Source organism: Sphingomonas adhaesiva (genome assembly GCF_002374855.1).
Taxonomy (GTDB): Bacteria; Pseudomonadota; Alphaproteobacteria; order Sphingomonadales; family Sphingomonadaceae; genus Sphingomonas; species Sphingomonas adhaesiva.
The window spans coordinates 13,542-30,315 of record NZ_NWVC01000012.1 but is presented as its reverse complement, the minus strand read 5'-3'; the positions used below and the strand labels follow the sequence as shown (position 1 = coordinate 30,315).

The 16,774-nt window shown below is 63.0% G+C and carries 17 protein-coding genes and 1 pseudogene; 6 read left to right on the top strand and 12 right to left on the bottom strand.

Features of this window, described 5'->3' with window-relative positions; all coding sequences use genetic code 11:
- Positions 1-17: 17 nt before the first annotated feature.
- The 3 genes from COA07_RS16200 to copC all read right to left on the bottom strand — a co-directional run bounded on the left by COA07_RS16200 (position 18) and on the right by copC (position 4,251).
- Positions 18-2,702 (bottom strand): vitamin K epoxide reductase family protein, encoded by a 2,685-nt coding sequence (locus tag COA07_RS16200; RefSeq protein ID WP_066706759.1) that lies wholly within the window; start codon positions 2,700-2,702, stop codon positions 18-20.
- Between the two features lie 249 nt (positions 2,703-2,951).
- A complete protein-coding gene (copD, locus tag COA07_RS16195) occupies positions 2,952-3,878 on the bottom strand; it encodes a copper homeostasis membrane protein CopD (protein WP_066706733.1) in 927 nt (308 codons plus the stop codon).
- Between the two features lie 4 nt (positions 3,879-3,882).
- Positions 3,883-4,251 (bottom strand): copper homeostasis periplasmic binding protein CopC, encoded by a 369-nt coding sequence (copC, locus tag COA07_RS16190; RefSeq protein WP_007407009.1) that lies wholly within the window; start codon positions 4,249-4,251, stop codon positions 3,883-3,885.
- 222 nt (positions 4,252-4,473) lie between these two features.
- Here copC and COA07_RS16185 point away from each other — a divergent pair, with 222 nt between their 5' ends.
- Both COA07_RS16185 and COA07_RS18645 read left to right on the top strand, forming a co-directional pair.
- Positions 4,474-5,457 (top strand): NAD(P)/FAD-dependent oxidoreductase, encoded by a 984-nt coding sequence (locus COA07_RS16185; protein WP_342747678.1) that lies wholly within the window; start codon positions 4,474-4,476, stop codon positions 5,455-5,457.
- Positions 5,458-5,481: 24 nt separating this feature from the next.
- Positions 5,482-5,607, top strand: a pseudogene (locus COA07_RS18645) (DUF305 domain-containing protein); the annotation flags it as partial.
- Between the two features lie 179 nt (positions 5,608-5,786).
- Here the strand turns inward: COA07_RS18645 and COA07_RS16175 are convergent.
- From COA07_RS16175 to COA07_RS18055, 9 genes are all read right to left on the bottom strand, one after another.
- Entirely contained in the window at positions 5,787-6,308 is a 522-nt protein-coding gene (locus COA07_RS16175; protein ID WP_245842209.1) for a DUF2231 domain-containing protein, read from the bottom strand.
- Between the two features lie 383 nt (positions 6,309-6,691).
- A complete protein-coding gene (locus COA07_RS16170) occupies positions 6,692-7,141 on the bottom strand; it encodes a DUF411 domain-containing protein (protein ID WP_004212951.1) in 450 nt (149 codons plus the stop codon).
- A 60-nt stretch (positions 7,142-7,201) separates the two neighbouring features.
- Positions 7,202-7,576, bottom strand: coding sequence for a DUF305 domain-containing protein (locus COA07_RS16165; RefSeq protein ID WP_066486611.1), 375 nt, complete (start codon positions 7,574-7,576; stop codon positions 7,202-7,204).
- A gap of 47 nt (positions 7,577-7,623) precedes the next feature.
- The gene (locus COA07_RS16160; protein WP_066706730.1) at positions 7,624-8,922 is read right to left on the bottom strand and encodes a copper resistance protein B; all 1,299 of its coding nucleotides are present in this window, start codon (positions 8,920-8,922) and stop codon (positions 7,624-7,626) included.
- A complete protein-coding gene (locus COA07_RS16155) occupies positions 8,912-10,918 on the bottom strand; it encodes a copper resistance system multicopper oxidase (protein ID WP_066706728.1) in 2,007 nt (668 codons plus the stop codon). Before COA07_RS16155 ends, COA07_RS16160 begins: the two co-directional genes overlap by 11 nt.
- A 96-nt stretch (positions 10,919-11,014) precedes the next feature.
- Positions 11,015-11,587 (bottom strand): RNA polymerase sigma factor, encoded by a 573-nt coding sequence (locus COA07_RS16150; protein ID WP_066713763.1) that lies wholly within the window; start codon positions 11,585-11,587, stop codon positions 11,015-11,017.
- A complete protein-coding gene (locus tag COA07_RS16145; protein ID WP_046407154.1) occupies positions 11,584-12,003 on the bottom strand; it encodes a periplasmic heavy metal sensor in 420 nt (139 codons plus the stop codon). The genes COA07_RS16150 and COA07_RS16145 overlap by 4 nt, the downstream gene beginning before the upstream one ends.
- Before the next feature lie 20 nt (positions 12,004-12,023).
- Positions 12,024-12,314, bottom strand: a complete 291-nt coding sequence (locus COA07_RS16140; RefSeq protein WP_231729974.1) for a hypothetical protein — start codon at positions 12,312-12,314, stop codon at positions 12,024-12,026.
- A gap of 452 nt (positions 12,315-12,766) precedes the next feature.
- The gene (locus COA07_RS18055; RefSeq protein WP_125962618.1) at positions 12,767-13,084 is read right to left on the bottom strand and encodes a hypothetical protein; all 318 of its coding nucleotides are present in this window, start codon (positions 13,082-13,084) and stop codon (positions 12,767-12,769) included.
- Positions 13,085-13,774: 690 nt separating this feature from the next.
- Here COA07_RS18055 and COA07_RS16135 point away from each other — a divergent pair.
- The 4 genes from COA07_RS16135 to COA07_RS16120 all read left to right on the top strand — a co-directional run bounded on the left by COA07_RS16135 (position 13,775) and on the right by COA07_RS16120 (position 16,762).
- Complete coding sequence (locus COA07_RS16135) at positions 13,775-14,344, top strand: MobA/MobL family protein (RefSeq protein ID WP_051749614.1); 570 nt, start codon at positions 13,775-13,777, stop codon at positions 14,342-14,344.
- A gap of 79 nt (positions 14,345-14,423) precedes the next feature.
- Positions 14,424-14,699 carry a type II toxin-antitoxin system RelE/ParE family toxin gene (locus tag COA07_RS16130; protein ID WP_037447529.1) on the top strand — a complete coding sequence of 92 codons (276 nt, stop codon included), beginning with the start codon at positions 14,424-14,426 and terminating at the stop codon, positions 14,697-14,699.
- 122 nt (positions 14,700-14,821) lie between these two features.
- Positions 14,822-15,127, top strand: a complete 306-nt coding sequence (locus tag COA07_RS16125) for a HigA family addiction module antitoxin (protein ID WP_205499322.1) — start codon at positions 14,822-14,824, stop codon at positions 15,125-15,127.
- A 285-nt stretch (positions 15,128-15,412) separates the two neighbouring features.
- Positions 15,413-16,762 carry a S1 family peptidase gene (locus tag COA07_RS16120; protein WP_037447533.1) on the top strand — a complete coding sequence of 450 codons (1,350 nt, stop codon included), beginning with the start codon at positions 15,413-15,415 and terminating at the stop codon, positions 16,760-16,762.
- The last annotated feature ends 12 nt before the right edge of the window (positions 16,763-16,774 follow it).

Genomic DNA, 16,774 nt, shown 5'->3' with positions numbered 1-16,774 from the left:
AGTGATCGAGGATACTTTCAGATCACGTACTTGTCCCAGCCTGCATAATGCTCGGCGCTGCGCTTCCCCCTTGGAAAGCTGAGGCCGACGAGCGCAATGCCCGCTACGACCGAGGCCACGGCACCAAGGTGACCAACGCCGTCCAGGAGGAAAGGCGCGGCCACGAGCCAGGCTCCGAACGCGACATTGATCAGCCGCAGCACGCGGGCAACCTCCGCTGTGGCGATGATCGCGACCGTGATGACCAGCGCACCCACAACGTGATCGCTGTTCGCCATCCCGCCTTCCGTGCCGAACAATACCCGGGTGAGCATCAGCAGGACGCCGATGACGATGCTCGCAGTCAGCGTCCATGGCAGGGTCAGACCCTTCTTTGCGTCCGCCCAGAAGGTGCTTGGCGAGGCCATCGCGTCCGACGCGTCCACCGCTCCCGCCTCTATCGCGTCACCCTGGAAGAAGGTGCGGATCAGCGGTTTGCCTTGCCGGCGCGCCCAGAGAAGGAACTGACCCATCGCAATCACCTCGTCGAGCGCGAACGGGATCATGATCAGCATGGCGAGCGCGGCGATCAGCGCCAGCGTGCTCCACGTGCCGATGACGATGGGCTGACTGATGATGAAATAGATGCTGATGACGCCGAGCGGGATGACAAGGATGCCGAAGAAGGTCACCATCCACGGCATGGTCCGCCAGCGGTCGCGGGTGCCCATTACCGCCATCAGGATCTCGAGGACATAGCTGACCGTGCCGAGCCCACCATCGGGAATCGGCCAGGCCTTGGACATGTCCGAGGTGATGATCTCCTCGGTGCCGTTGCGTGGATCGCTCAGGGAGCCGGCGAAAAACGGCTCCCAAACGCCGTCAATATGCCCCAGTTGGTAGGCGGTGAGGATGCGCGAGGTGAGAAGGCCGATCAGACCCATGGCGACGATCGGCAGCCGCTGTGCGTCGGTGGATGGCGAATAAGTCCAGCCGGGCGGGATGTTCTTGGGGTCCATCATGCCCGCCATGCTCATGCCCGGCATCATCGGCACGAGCACCGACAGGGCGATCACGGCCGAGCCGATGAGCAGGTTGTTGTTGTACTGAGCGGCGCTCGGGCTCCAGAAGATCAGCGGGGCGAAGAACAGCCAGATGCCGACGAACGCGACCGCCCACTGCGCCCATGTCTTGGTGCGCGGAACGAGCGACAGCGCGCCGAACAGCACGATGGCGAGGCCGCTGACGACATCGCTGATGGCCAGCGCGTTCGCCCGCCACTCGATCGACGGCAGCCCGCGATCAATAGTTACGAAGCGCGCCGCCTCGCCGACACTGTGAGTGGTCACGGAGTCGTAGATAAGCGGGCTGGAGGCGAGCCACAGCCCAAGACCGATGTTTGCGTAAAGAGCCCAGCGCGCACGGCGCTCGTCGCGGTCCATTATGGCCATGTGATCGCCGTGTGCACCGTGACCGGTCATCGCCATGTCCGCCGCGCCAGGTCGGTGCCCCATGGCAGCATGGTCCATGCTGCTATGGTCCGCAGCCCCGTGATCCATACCGGCCATTCCACCGCCTGCCGCTGCGGGTTGTTGGCCCGGCGCTACAGGTTCGGCCTTTAGCTTATCGTGCCAGGCAACCAGATTCTCGTTAAGCTTGTTGTTCCGATACCAGGCCCGCGGGTGGCGCTTCAGCGCGGCGACGATCGTCGGCAGCGTGTCCCGGAGGCGATGCTTCGGTTCCCAACCGAGCAGCAAGCGGGCGCGTGAAATATCGAGGATATAGTGGTCGTTGCTGCTGTCGATCATCCAGGGCTGGATGAAGTCGTCGCTGCCGAGCGCTTCGTTCTGCAGGATGATCCCGGCTTTCGCGAGCGGCTGCGGAATCCGGATCGTCTTCCAGCCCTCGCCGTGGAGCGCCTCGCCGACGATGTCCTGGATCTCGGCATAGCCGGGTGCGTCGGGCTCGCCGATGAGCAGCGGCAGTTCTGACGGCAGTTCGTGCCGCCGATCGACCAGACGCAGCACGGCGTCAGCCAAGTCGTCGCGGTGCACCGATGACTGCGCCGCACACAGCATGCCGGGATAAAAGTGCGAGATCAGGCGGTGCTCGTAAATCTGCGATATCTGCTGCGCGAGAAAAGCCGAGCGTCCGTCGTCGTCGTAAACTCCGGCGGCGCGCATATAAACGACGGGGATGTTTCCGTGGCGCTCATGCAGCAATGTCTCGGCGTCGACCTTGGACTGCGGATAGGCCCAGGACGCGCCGATCGGCGAGTCCTCGTTGATGCGCTCGTAGGGTGTGGGGGTCGGCTTATGAACGAGCATCGTGCTGGCGAAGACGAATTGTCCGACTTCGAACGATTGCAGCCCGTCAATCAGCCGGCGGGTGCCCTGCACGGTGACCTTGTCATAAAGCGGATTGGCATCGCCCGTAATATCGTAATAGGCGGCGAGATGGATCACCGAGGCGATGCGGTTGCCATAGCGGGCACGAACCTCATCAAGTGCAGCGCGCACTGCCTCGTCAGAGCCGAGATCGAAGTCGACTGCTGCGGCGGGCGGCGGCGGATCGGGAGGACCAGCGCGATCGAGGCCGACGACCCTATAGCGCTCGCTAAGCTTGGCGATCAACGCGGCCGCGATGAAGCCGCTCGCGCCCGTGATGAGGACGACTTCGCCACCCTGGCCGCTGCCGGCTTCACTGCGTTTGCCATCGGTCATGACTTTGCCACCCTTGTTCATTCATCTCTGAAAACACTGACAGGCCCACCCGGACCAACCCTCTCGCACGCCCAGCTTTGCAGCGCGACGCGGCCTTCCCGCAAGCGCCTGTGGGCGACTTAGGGCGTCGGACACGTAAGCTCAGTCCAAGCGGGGGGTGTCTTGGGAGGCGAGGGTTAAGCCGCGTAAGTGGGTAAAAGAAGGTGGAAGGCCTGAGCGGCGCTTGCGTGGACGGTTGGTCCATAGCGCTTACATGCCCGACGCGGGTGGCGCGAGGGTGCCTAGCCATGCCACGAGCGCCAGGATGCCGATCACGCAGGCTGTCTCGACCGCAAGGCTGACCCGCAGCGCCGTAAGCGCCCCGCCATGGTCGTTCATGGCAATCGAGCGCTCAAAGGCCGGCGTGAGGCGAAACCGATTGAGCGAAGCGAGCCCCAGCATCCCGGCGAACAGGGCTAGCTTGGCGAGCAGCAACAGGCCGTAAAGTGTCGTTCCCAGAGCCATAAAATTGGTCGGCCCGACGAGCAGCCAACTATTGATCAAACCAGTTACCACCAGGGTAACAACAACGAGCGTACCAACGGAGCCAAACCCGTGCAGGGCGCGATGGGTCAGCCGAAGGTGCGCAGCATCGATCTCCTCGGCGCGCCGCGCCATCAGGAGAAGCAATCCGAACAGCGCCCCGACCCACAGACCGGCAGCAAGGAGATGGAGGATGTCCGCAGTGAGGTGAAGCCATCCCGTGCTTCCCTCGCTCGCGGCACCATGCCCGTTCCACGCGAGTGTCGCCAATGCCGCGGCTGCCGCAATCATGGCCATAGCCAGCCATGATGCTCTGCCTCGCGCCAGCAGGGCTGCACCGCCGGCGATGACGAGCGCCACCATACGCACCTTCCAGGCGGTGCCAACCGCCGACCCTCCGAGCAGCGCGGCCGCAGCAGCCTGATCGATCGGCCAGAACGGAGATCCGGCCATCGCCGAGGCCATGAGGATCAGGCCAGCGGCCGAGAGAAGCAACCCGAGCGCCGCGCTTGCCGTGAGCCAAGGCCGCAGCGCGATTGCATCATCGCGCTCGCCAAGGCGAAGGCCGTAGAGGCTGAAGGCCGACAGGCCGAACAGCGCCGCCAGGACCAGGTACAACGCCAAGCGGATGGCGACGGTCGGCCAGTCGAGCATTCGCTCACTTCACCGTGAAATTGTAGCTGCCGGTGATTTTATGTGTGTCGCCAGAGACGACCTGCCAGTCGACGCTGTAGCGTCCACGCGGGAGACGCTGCTTCGGGGTGATGGTGAGCGTCCGGCCATCGGCGCCGACTGCGGCGCTGCTGGGCATTTTCATGGCCGCCATGCCAGGCATCGCGGCCATGGTAAGGTCGGCCTTGGAGAAAGCCGGCACGAGCTTCTCGCTGAACTGGAGGCTGATCTTCTCGGGGGTCGCGACCGCCGCGTTGGCAGCGGGACTGGCGGACACCAGCTTCGGATGCGCGTTCGCCACGCCGCCTACGAAGAACAGGGCGGCGGCGGCAGTCGTGATGAACAAGCGGCGCATTTAGGTAATCTCCATTTCAATTGGGCTCACCTGTATTACGCAGCTGGACGGGTCACCCCTCACGATCTTTTTTCGTGCCGACGCACCGCTCTCGATGAGGGGTCGGCGGTGGCAGCGCGTATTCAGAAGGGAGCATGGAGCGCTTTTTCACTGCGTCTCCCCTTAAACCAACTGTGCCGAGGGCCTGATAGGCGCATGCGCGGGGTAATGATGAGGTTGCGGTTGACCGATCAGGGCTGGACTGGAGATCCTGAGGAGGTCATCGACTGTCTGATAGTGGGCGGTGGTCCAGCGGGCCTCATGACCGCGATCTATCTGTCGCGGTTTCTCAGGAGCTGCGTCGTCTACGATGCGGCGGCAGGACGCGCCGCGTCCATCCCGCGCTCGCACAACCTGCCAGGATTTCCCGGCGGCATTTCCGGCGTCACGTTTCTTGCCCGTTTGCAGGCTCAGCTGCGCGAATATGGCGGTACGGTCCAGAGAGGTGAGATTGACGCAATCGTCGCGTCAGGCGACCACTTCTCGGCAAGCTGCGAACTGAACGTCCTGTATGCGCGGACCGTTGTCCTTGCGACGGGCGTCGTCAACCGGCGTCCCGAGATGCCTGATGCGATGCATGACATCGGCGTGGCGCGTGGGCTTCTCCGCTATTGCCCGATCTGCGATGGTTATGAGGCCCGGCGCATGAACGTGGCGGTGCTCGGCGGCGATGGTCATGGTGCTGAAGAAGCCGAATTCCTGAGGGCTTATGGGGCCAAGGTCACGCTTCTGGCCGAACGCTCGCTCGATCTTGGGCCGACCGAACTTGCCAAGCTGGACCAGCAGGGCATTGATGTCGCCCCCTCGCCTGTCGGGCAGTTGCGTCTTGGCGAGTGTGTCGAGGTGAGGCTGGCCAATGGCCTGGAGCTACAATTCGACACGCTTTACCCCGCACTCGGCTCATCACCTCGGACGCGGCTTGCCTCTTTGCTCGGAGCACAGCTCAGCGAATCCGGGTGCGTGCTAACCAATGCCCACCAACAAACCTCGGTTAAGGGTCTCTACGCAGTCGGCGACGTCGTGGAAGGGCTCGATCAGATCAGCGTCGCAGCCGGACAAGCGGCGATCGCTGCGACCGCAATTCATAACCTGTTGCGCGACCGCGACAGTGGATTGTCATCCGCCCTCGCCGGGCTGTATTCCGCTCGGAGCGTACCGCCGACGTAGCGGGAGCCACTGGCGGTGCGACGAGCGAACACCGCCAACAAAGCGCTGATCGCCGGCTCGCTTGTCATCTTCTTCGGCTGCTTCGCGCTTATTCGTATCCACACGACGATCGGCGACACGGCCTTTCTCCGTTCGATGATCCCGTACCACGATCCCGTGGCTCGCGCGCGAGTGCATCGAGACAGTGTGCTATTATCAGGGTCGGGGTTCCTCGACACGCCCGAGCGGAGCCGGGATCGCTGGCGGCATCCTACGGCACGAAGGTCGGCGCTGCCGCATTCTCCTTCGAACCGCGCCAACACGCGAGCGGCTACTAAGCGTCGGGCCCCTCAGAACGCCAAGTGGTTTATTCCGCCATGCATGAAGGTTCCGCCGAGGAACCCCTGAATTGAGATCGCGAGCGTCATCAGGCCAAGCACCACCCAATACAACGACCGCGACCGCTCGGGACCCTTGCGGTGGCGGGCTGCCATCCAAGCCAGCACGACGCCGAAGACCGCGATCGATGTTCCGAGCCAGCGATGCGTCATCAGGATAGGGTTGCGGTCGGTCAGGTAGAACCCGCCTGCGAACCAGCCCAGGAACGCCGCTGCGATCGCTCCCAGCGCGCCGACCACCAGCATTATGTGTGCGACATGCTGATAGTCCCGGTTGCGGCGCCATAACCCGAACAGCTCTAACCCGAACGCGCCGATGAACATGGCGATGGGAAAATGAATGACCATGGTGTGCAGCCGGCCCAGCCAGCTCACAAGCCGTTCGCCGAAACTCTTGTTCTTGTTGGCGGTCTCCTCGTGCATGCCGCCCATGTCCATGTCGTCGCCGGCGATGTCGCGGCCACCCATGTTCATGTCCACAGTCGACATAGAGCCCATGCCCATGTGGCCGTCGCCAGCGTCCGCCCCATCTGCTTTCTGCGTCTCGGCTGCGCTGTTAGCGACCGGCCCGGGACCCGCCCCGAGCGCATTGTGATCTTCGTGCGCCGATGCCGACGTGCTGACTGATATTGCAACCGCAAGAAGTATAGCGAAGGTCCCGCCTCGTTTGCCGCCCATCACCTGACCCCTTGATCCGTGTTCATCCATTCCCGTTTACGCACGCCCGGCCTTCTCCCCTCACCCGCCCACTAGCTCTTTCCGTGAGACTTTTCGTCTGCTTCGACGCGAACTGGATGGAGGAGTCACGCTGGCAGCGGCAGGCGCGTCCTGCCGGCCCTAACCAGAAAAATCGCCGATCAGCTGCCGTGGCGGGCGAACAAGCGGCGTCCGCCGGTGCCGAAGGCGACCACGTCATAGGCCTGCGCCTTGACGCCCGGCACTTCCATTCCCGGCGAGCCGAGCGGCATACCGCCGACCGCCAGGCCCCGCACGCCCTTGGGCCGGGTCGCAAGAGCCCGCTTCATGTCGGCGATCGGCACGTGGCCCTCGAAAGCCATGCCATCGGCGATCGCGGTGTGGCAGGACGAGAGGTCCGCGGGAACGCCCGCGCGCTTCTGCAGCGCCGGGCGGTTAGAATCATCGACGACGCGCACCTGCCGGCCGAGCTGCTGCTGCACCTGCGCCGCCCACTTGGCGCAACAGCCGCAGCCGGGGTCGCGGTGCATAACGATCGGGGTAGCCGCGCTGGCGGCAACCGGAACCAACAAGGCTGCGGCAGTAAGCGCAAATCGCAACGCTGACTTCATGGAAAAATCTCCTTGGTCATTCCTCCCGTTGCTCGCTGGGGGCGGGAGGAATGAGGCTTATTACTGAGGACGCTTGCCCATCGACCGGAGCATCGCCTGGAGTTCACCGATGCTCTTGTTCTGCTCGGCAATCGATTTCTGAGCCATTTGCCGGGTCTTCGCATCGGGCGACTCCCGGAGAACGATCTGCGACATGGCGATCGCACCGCGGTGATGCTCGATCATCTTGCGGACCCACGTCTCGCTCGCATTAGCGCCCTTGGCCTTCATCATCTTTTCATGCATCGCCATTTCGGCGGGCATGAAGGGCGTGTTCATGCCAGGCATGTTGTCGTGGTTCATGCCTTGCATTTTCGAGTGGTCCATGCCCTGCTGAGCCAAAGCGGGGCTCGCCGACATCGCGGCCAGAGCCAGAAGCGTTACTGCCTTGAACATCGATTTCTCCTTCTTGGCCTTGGCCAACGCAACAAGACTAGTTGGCCTTAGAACCATGTGCGAATGCCCAGAACGAGGCTGGTCGACGCCGCGCCCTGGCCTTCGGCGCGCGCGAAGCGGGCTGTGTCCCCGAAGCTGCGGTCGTACGATATGCCCACATAGGGCGCGAACTCGCGCCTGATCTCGTAGCGGAGACGCAGACCGAGTTCGGCCGTGGAAAGGCCTGAGCCGATGCCGATTTCCGGCACGTCCTGCGCGGCGAAGTTGAGTTCGGCGCGTGGCTGAAGAACCAGCCGCTGCGTGATCCGCTGATCGTAATAACCTTCCAGGCGCCCCAGCAGGTCGCCCTTGTTGGACAGGAACAGTGCGCCCTCGACATCGAAGAAGCCGGGTGCCAGCGTTTCGAAGCCGACCGACGCATAGACGCGCGAGGGGTTGGGCTTGAAATCGTAGCGGACGCCAAGCTGTATATCGGTGTATGGGCCAATGGCGCGCGAATAAAGCGCCTGTACCTCCGCCGCTTCCAGACTTCCCCCGATATTCCCTTCGCCCTCGGTCTTGAGCACCAGCCGGTTGATATCACCCCCATACCAGGCACTGCCGTCCCACCGGTAACCATCGCGACCGTCCCGGATCTGGACTTCAGCCAGATTGAATATGACCTGGGAGAAATTCTGCCCGCCGTGCATCGACCGCAGATGCTGCTGCGAATGCGCCATAGCAGCGGCAGAGTAGACCTGGTCCGCGGCCCGATCGGTCGGGATGGGCGGCGGCGGAGCGGTGCCGGCCTGAAGGTTGGTGCCGATCATCGCCGCGCCCGTGGCTGAGGGCATGCTTCCCATGCCGTGTCCCGGCATGCCTTGCATCGCGCCCGAACTTTGGCCCATTCCCGGCATCGATCCATGGTCCATGCCTTGCATAGCACCTGGCTCAGCGGGGTTGGCGCCGCCGGACGCACCTGGCATCGCGGACATGTCGTGCCCCGAACTGGCATCAGGTTTGGCTTCAGGCATATTCATACCGGGCATGGCGGACATGTCATGACCGGCGTGAGGATCAGCAACAGCCGGTCCACCGACCGGAGGCTTGGCGGACCGACTTGCGGCAGGCTTGGCCCCCAATCCCGCCTTCGCGCGCGGTGTCGACCTGGCGGCAGGCTTCGCGGACTCCTTGTGCACGGCGGGCTTGGTCGCTGAGGGCTTCTTGGCGGCAGGCTTTTTTACCGCTGGCGCCTTTGGCGGCGGCATCTTCATGCCGGGCATGTTGGAATGGTCCATCTGCGCGGCCGCCGGCGTTGCGAGGCCAAGCGCCGCGCCGCCGGCGATCAGGAGGAACTTAGGCTGCATCGCGATTCTCCTCGCCCATCGGGCGAACCGTCACGACACGCATCATCCCCGCGGTCATGTGATAGAGATTGTGGCAGTGGAACGCCCAGTCGCCGGGCGCATCGGCCGTTACGTCGAATGTCATCTTACCGCCTGGCGCCACATTCACAGTGTGCTTGCGAGGCCCAAAGTCGCCATGTCCGGTCACCAACTCGAAGAAGTGGCCGTGCAAATGGATGGGGTGCGGCATCATCGTGTCATTGACCAGGGTAACGCGCGCGCGCTCGTCCTTGCGGAACGGGATGGGGTCGGCAGGGTCGCTCATCTTCTGGCCGTCAAAGCCCCACATGTAGCGCTCCATATTGCCCGTGAGGTGGATCTCCAACTGACGCGACGGGGCGCGAACGTCCGGGTTGCGGTCCAGCGCGACAAGGTCGCGATAGGTGAGCACGCGATGATCCGCATCCTCCAGCCCCTGCGGCGGCTCGCCCGTGCGGTCCTTCGGCATCGGCGAGATGGTCTGCACTCCCGGCCCCATCTTGACGCCGGGCGCGTTCTTGGGGTTGCGCATGTTCATGTCCATGCTGCCGCCTGACCCATGATCCATCCCGTCCATGCCGCCGCTGCTCATCTGACCATGGTCCATGCCCGCCATCCCGGCAGCGCCCGCCGCCATTTGGCTATGGTCCATCCCAGGCATAGCGCCGCTCATCTGGTCGCCCCCCATCCCAGCCATGCTGGCCATCGCAGCGCCTATCGCCTTCGTTCCGTGATCGGTGGGCTCTTTCCACCCGGTGAGCTTCCACAGGTTGCGCGAGGCATTCTGCATCAACGTGGGATCCGGCCCGCGCTTTGCGACCGGGTTCTCGTCCGCCATACCGGACATCCCCTCCATCCCGCTCATGTCCATGCCCATGTCGGTCATGGTCAGCAACGTGCGTGGGCGGAGCGGCGGGACCGGGGCGATCATGCCCTCGCGCGGGGCCAGTGTCGCGCGCCCCATGCCGGATCGGTCGATCGCCTCGGAAACGAAGCTGTAGGCGCGGTCCTCGGGCGTCACGATCACGTCGAAGGTTTCCGCGACGCCGATCTGGAATTCGTCCACGGTTACCGGCCGGACGTTCTGGCCGTCGGCCTGCACCACCGTCATCGGCAGGTCAGGGATGCGCACGTTGAAGTTCGTCTGCGCCGCGGCATTGACGATGCGCAGCCGAACCCGCTCGCCCGGTCGGAAGAGACCCGTCCAGTTGTCGTAAGGTCCAAAGCCATTGACCAGGAAGGTGTAGGTCGAACCAGTGACGTCCGCGATGTCCGCCGGGTCCATCCGCATCTGCCCCCAATCGAGGCGATCCTTAAGGCGCATTTCGCGGCCGGCCAGCAGCCCACTCAGCGTCGGGCGTTGATAGTTGAAATAGGCGCCGCCCATCTGCTTGAGCTTGCGAAAGATTTCCTCGCCCGTCATTTCGCTATGGTCGGAGAGGACGATCACATGCTCGCGGTCGAACGCGACTGGGTCGGCACCCGCCGGATCAATCACGATGGGTCCGTAGAGTCCTGCCTGCTCCTGCTCGCCCGAGTGGCTGTGATACCAGTAGGTGCCGGACTGCAAGATCGGGAACTCGTACACAAAGGTCGAACGCGCCTTGATGCCGGGGAAGCTGATCCCGGGTACGCCGTCCATTTGGAACGGCAGAATGAGCCCGTGCCAGTGGATCGAGCTATCTTCGTCGAGGTTGTTGGTCACCGCAAGGCGGACCTTCTGGCCCTCTTTGAGGCGGACGAGTGGTGCCGGGACCGTGCCGTTTACCCCGATCGCGGGCGTCGTGATCCCGTCCATGACGAGCTTCATCCTGTCGATCGTCAGCGCGATGTTTGTGCCCGACACGGTCGGCAGGGGCCTGGCGATGCCGCGCGACACAGGTTGCGCCCAAGCCGGCAGGTAGGCCGACATGGCCAGCGTGCCGCCAAGCATGGCGGTTCCGCGCATTACGTCGCGCCGGTTTAGATTGCGGCTCATGCCTTTCCTTCGCTCCAGTTCAATGCTTGCGGCCGGCGGCGGGGGGGGGGGGGCCGCCGACCTTATCTTTCATTACGCGCAAATAGGCTCATCCCCTCACGCGAAGTCGAGAATTTTCGATAATCTTTCACGCGCACGCCGGAGCCGCGTCTCCACGGCCTTTCCGCTGATCCCCAGCGCGGCGGCGGTTTCCGCCTGGGACAAGCCCTCCACGGTCCGCAGCAAAAGCGTCTCCTTGAGCGTGGCCGGCAGCTCGGACACCGCGCGCGAAAGCCGCGCAAGCTCTGCGCGATCGAAGGTTACCGCGTCGGCACCTGGCGCCTCGTCCCGCCCACTCTCCATGGTCTCGGGCGGCAGCGAAGAGGCGAACGATAGTATCTGGCGTATGCGCCGCCGCCTGTGCCAGTCGCGGCTCTTGTTGATCGCCACGCGGGTCAGCCACGCAGCGAGCGGTCGCTCTCCGTCATACTTTCGCAAGTTCTGAAAGGCGGCCACGAAGCATTCCTGAGTGAGGTCAAGCGCCTCTTCGGCGTCGCCGATATGCGAGCGGATCAGGCGGTAGACCGGTTTTTGGTGCCGCCGCATGATCTCAGCGAACGCAGCCTGACGTCCGCCGAGCGTCAAGGCGGCGAGTTCGCCGTCCGTGCAGGCCGCGAGATCGAGGCTCACCGCGCGTCTGCGGTCAGCGCCTTCACCACCGCGCGGTCGAACGCCGTCGTCTGATCCGGCCGCAGGATCTGCCGCATCGCGAACATATGGTTCAACGTCTCCTTTTGGAGCTCACCCATCGCGCCGTGCGAACGATCGACGGCCGCCGCGACCTGCGGCCCGTTACCATGTTCGGCCTCGATGGCGGCGGCGAGCCGGGCGTTGTCGGCTCTGAGCTCCAGCTCCAAGGCACGCCTTCGAACGGCGAAGTGAGACTCCAGCGCCTGGAGCTTAGTCCGTTGAGCTTCGTCTAGCTCGAGCCCGTCGTGGAGCAAGCTGTGAAGCTCAACGCCCGGGCTTGGCGGGGACGGGAACAACTCACGTCCAGCCCAAACGCCTGCGACCGCCGCCACGAACGCGATGATGGCGATCAGCATCGCCCTCCGGGCGCCGCTCGTCACTGGAACGCGAGCAAGGTCGAAGGCGCTAGCGGCATGGCAGGCCCGAAGGGTGTTAGCGTCGGCACCTGCGCAGTCGCCGCTGTGGACGACAATCCGCCGCCCACCACTCCCAAGGCGACTGCGCCTAGCGCTGCCAGCATGCCGGATCGCAGCGCCACTACGCCACCCGCGCGGCGCTCCGCCGCGATCAGTCGCATGACTTCGCCTTCCAGTTCAGCGAGCCGGGGATCAAGCGGTTGCTCGCCAAGGCGGCGCAACGCGCTGTCTAAATCCATGTCCATGGTCATTCCTCCGCCGTCCTCACATCCATTACGCACGGCCGGCGAACACCCCTCCAATCTGAAGTGAACGAATGCCACACGCCCCTCGGCGCGACTGCGCACTCTTCCATTGCGTCCAATCGCTCGCAGCTGGCTACGCAGCCGACAATCCACGCGTCCCGCTGTTCAAATTCCTTGGCAACTCTGTTTGCAGGCCGAGCGCGCCACTGAGCGGACGCCGCGGCGTTAGAAATAGAGGAGCCGGGCGACACCGGTCGGCACGGCTCTTCCGCTGTTTACAAATGAATGTGCTATCTCTTGGAAACCCTAGGGGCTGTTGAAAAACGTGCCGCTGGTAGCCGGGTCCGGTTGGGGGCGGAATGACACCCCAAAGCATAGCGATCCCGTCTCGCATGGGATCGAGAAATGGGAAAGTGACTATCCCTCCCGTTGCGGCGGCAGCCTTCGATATGTCGCTTTTACTTTCCCGGCCGCAAGCCATCTGGGTAGTCGTTCATTGTACCTCGGCGCACAGCGATATGGAAGAACCCAGATCGCCGCACGATCGCTTCAGCCTTACGAACGCAACTAGCTGCCCGCTTGTCGTCTGAAACCAAATCGATTTTCCGTTGCTTATCTGGCAATTCTCTTAACCAATCGCGAACTTCTCGCTCTTTCGACATGACCATATCTTGGATTTGAAAATGGCATACCCCCTCTTCGACATGAACATAAACGGGATAGCCAAGAGACTGTCCTGCTAACGATAGCGCCAGTGCCATGTATGTATTGGTCATGCGTACACGCCTAACACGTATGATCGGCTCCGCAATAATGCTGTCTGCTCGCCGCCTATTCCCGATTGGGAAGGCGCAGCGAGAAAGCTGGGCAGGATCGTTCTCTTGATGCGCCTAGGGGAGCTACTTTCTCGAAATCTGTTCCCGATTGAGTTTTCTCAAAACAGCCCGTCGTACATGGGAAAGCGGGAATATTTCTGCACGGCAAATGGCCGGTTTCGAAACGCCGAGACGATTTACTGAACGGCAGGATTTGGGCGGTTCCTGCCGTCGCCGTCAAACGCTGGTATGCCGGTCAGCGTCAGAGTGTCCGGCAGCGCACGGTTTTGACGGCTTGCCGGACAAGATCGGCGCGCAACGGGTTTACGGACACGTTCTGTTCGCTCCTAGCGTACGCAAAACTCACTTTCGTGTCGTGACCCCAATGTGAGCATGAGGGCACCGATATCGAGCAAGCTACGCTGAATGCGAGCACAGCGTCGTTGAGCGCGAGCACGCGCGGTCGCCCGTTCTCACCAAGCGTGAGCAGGAATCTACGCTGATTGCGAGCAAGACAAGCTGTAAGCGTGGCCTGAGGGCCGCCTTGCCCGTTTGGCCGTAGCCGGGATGCTTATCGTCTTTGACGAGGGCGCGGGCGGTGCGGGAAGTTTTCGGTTCTGAGACTGGTCGTACGAGCGCTCGACGGCCTCGGTGGAGGTGGAGGCGATCCGCGAGCGGTGGGCCGGGATGGTCAACAGCGCGCTGGAACACGCCCAGGTAGCCGAGCGGGTCGATCACCGCAGTTACGAGCGTCAGGGGCTGGATATCGAACCGACCGTGAAGATGGGCCATGCGTCGGCCGCGATCGAGCGGCGCGCGTCGGCCGAGCAGATCGCGGCCGGCAAGGAGCCGCACGCCGTTACCCCGCGCGGGCAGATGAACGAGGCGATCATGGAGAAGCGGGGGCTGGGCTTCTACATCGAGCGTGGTCAGGAGCGGATACGGGAGTGGTCCCACCAACTCCGCGAGCGTGCCGATCTAGCGATGCAGGGCATGTCCAGCTTGGTCCAGGGCGCAGCGCGGGCGATGCGATCGGGGCTACAGACCAGCAGCGAGGGCGGGTTCGGGGCGGTGCCGGCGCTCGACCAGTCACCCCAGCGCGACCAGGTGCCGGCGATTGAGCTGGACCAATCGGGGCAGCGTGGGCGCGATCGGCAGCGAGAGCAGGAGCTAGACCGTCAGCGTGGACGTGACGGGCCGGATGTCGGGTTCGGGCGGTAGGGTCGCTGTCGAAGAATCGTTTTCGGCAGAGTGTAAGGTAATGCTTGACAAATGTCAGGAAATGCCTTACAATGTGTCTATGATTAAAACATACACCAGCAAGGCGCTCGAAGCCTTCGCCACCAAGGGAGATGGCTCAAAACTTCCCGTCCAGAACCACAACCGCGTTCGCCGCATCCTGCTCACGCTGGATGCTGCCACGAAGCCCGAGGACATGAATGTTCCGGGCTTTCGCTTTCATGGGTTGAGCACCAAGCCCAAACGATATGCGGTCGATGCCAGCGGCAATTACCGGGTCACATGGGCTTGGGATGACGGCGATGCGATCGACGTGAACATCGAGGACTATCACTAGGAGGGTGTCCCCCCTCCTAAAAATCTGTCAGTCATTGCTTGACATGTAAGGCTTTAGTTTACACATAGGACTTACACAGAGACGCATGATGATCCGGGATCGGCCCGGACAGGAGACAGATGATGAACCAGCTCGTATCCGGCCTTGCCCCGATGCACCCCGGTGAGCTGCTGCGGGAGGACATTCTGCCCGCGCTCAACAAGCCCAAGGCGGAGATCGCCAGGCTGATCGAGGTGTCGCGGCAGACCCTCTACGATATCCTCGCTGAAAAGCAGGATGTCACCCCGACTATGGCGCTTCGGATCGGCAAGCTCACCGGCACCACGCCCGAAATGTGGGTGAACATGCAGCGCAATTACGACCTGCGCGTGCAGGCCGTGAAGGATGCCGATATCATCGCGCGTATCCCGACCTTGGAAGCCGCCTGATCCTTTCTCGATTTCCCGTCGAGGTCGAGCCATTTCGGGAAAAGTGAATTGGGAACAAATTCTGGGAAAAGCCCGCCTCGCCGCCCGCTTTACGCCGACAGCGAGGCGGGCTTTCTCATACGCCCTCGTTTCAGAGAAGCGCAGGTCGGACCTGCAAAAAGGGCTTGCAATGTAGGATTCTAAATCGTTCACCCTTTGTTCCGCACTCATGGTGAGTCGGGCTTGGGTGGTCCGCCGCAACGGTCGGGCCGTCCATGCTGTAGATGATCGTCATCAGGAGAATGCATGCGTACGTTGCTTACCGTCATTTCGGCCCTTCTCTGCACCACGCCGCTCGCGGCGCAGGAGATGAAGGCTCCCCCACTCCCGACACCGCAAAACTCCAAGGGGTCGGGCAAGGACCTCCAGGTCGAGTACCTAGCCCAGCAATACGGTATCTCGGCCGCGGAGGCGGCAGAGCGTGTCGACGTCCTCCGCGATGTCCAGCAAATCGTGGACGTCGCGGTCGCCAGCGATCCGGACGGCTTCGCGGGCCTGTGGGTGGAGCACACGCCGACGTTCAAGATCATCGTCGCATTCACCGGCCAGGACGAGCGCAAGGCGTTCCTGGATCAGATTCCGGCGAAGCTGCGGCGCTATGTGCAGCTGCGCAACGCGACCAAATCGCTCGCGGCGGCGCAGCAGGACCTGGATGCGATCTTGAAGGCCATCACCGCCGCCAAGCTTCCCTTCGAGACGTATTTCGAGCCGAGAAGCCAGAATTATGTCGTCACGGTGAAAGACCAAGCGGCTGCTCAGACGGCCCGGGGCTTGATCCCCCCGACGTTGCGCTCGGCCGTGAAGGTCGAGGTGGGGCCGATTCTACAAACCTTCCAGACCAACGTGCGGCCAGGCGATGCGGTCTATGGCGGATGGGAGCTGGTCGACTCGACCGGGCGCGCGACCTGTAGTTACGGTTTCGCCGGAAGGGACAGCAACGGCCGGGACTCGATCCTGACCGCCGCCCACTGCCGGACGAACCCGCCCTACGTGGTCGGGTCCGATGGTAGCCACCTGGTGCAACTGCCGGCCGCAACGGAGACGCGTTATGGCGACCTCTATGATTTCCGTTATCATCCGGTGGTCGGCCTTAGCACCGGGTACTGGGTCTATTTCCAGAACTCCAAGGCGGTGACCGATTACCCGTCCTACGTGAACACGGTTCCGGGCTTCTATGGAGATGGCTATTTCACCACCCGGGGTACGCTCAAGCAGTCGTCCTACAACTCGAACCACTATATCGGAATGCCCGTGTGCAAGAGCGGCATGACGACCGGCTTCACCTGCGGCACCGTCCAGTCAAGCTCGGTGTCGGGCACCGATGATCGAGGCGTGAGTTATTCGAGCTTCGTGAAGGTCAGCGGATCGAGCCAGCAGGTGATCGCCTTCGGCGGCGACAGCGGGGCGCCTGTATTCTCATACCCGAACGGCTCGTACGAGATCGTCGCCTATGGCATTCTCAAGGGAGGCAGCACCGACGCTTATGGGCGTCCCTGCACCGGGAGCGCTTGTTCGTTCTCATATATGCCGATCGATCGGGTGAACGACAGGGTTCCCTTCCTGATCCACACCACCCAAGGGCTATTGGTGCCTTGAGCGCCCGAGCGG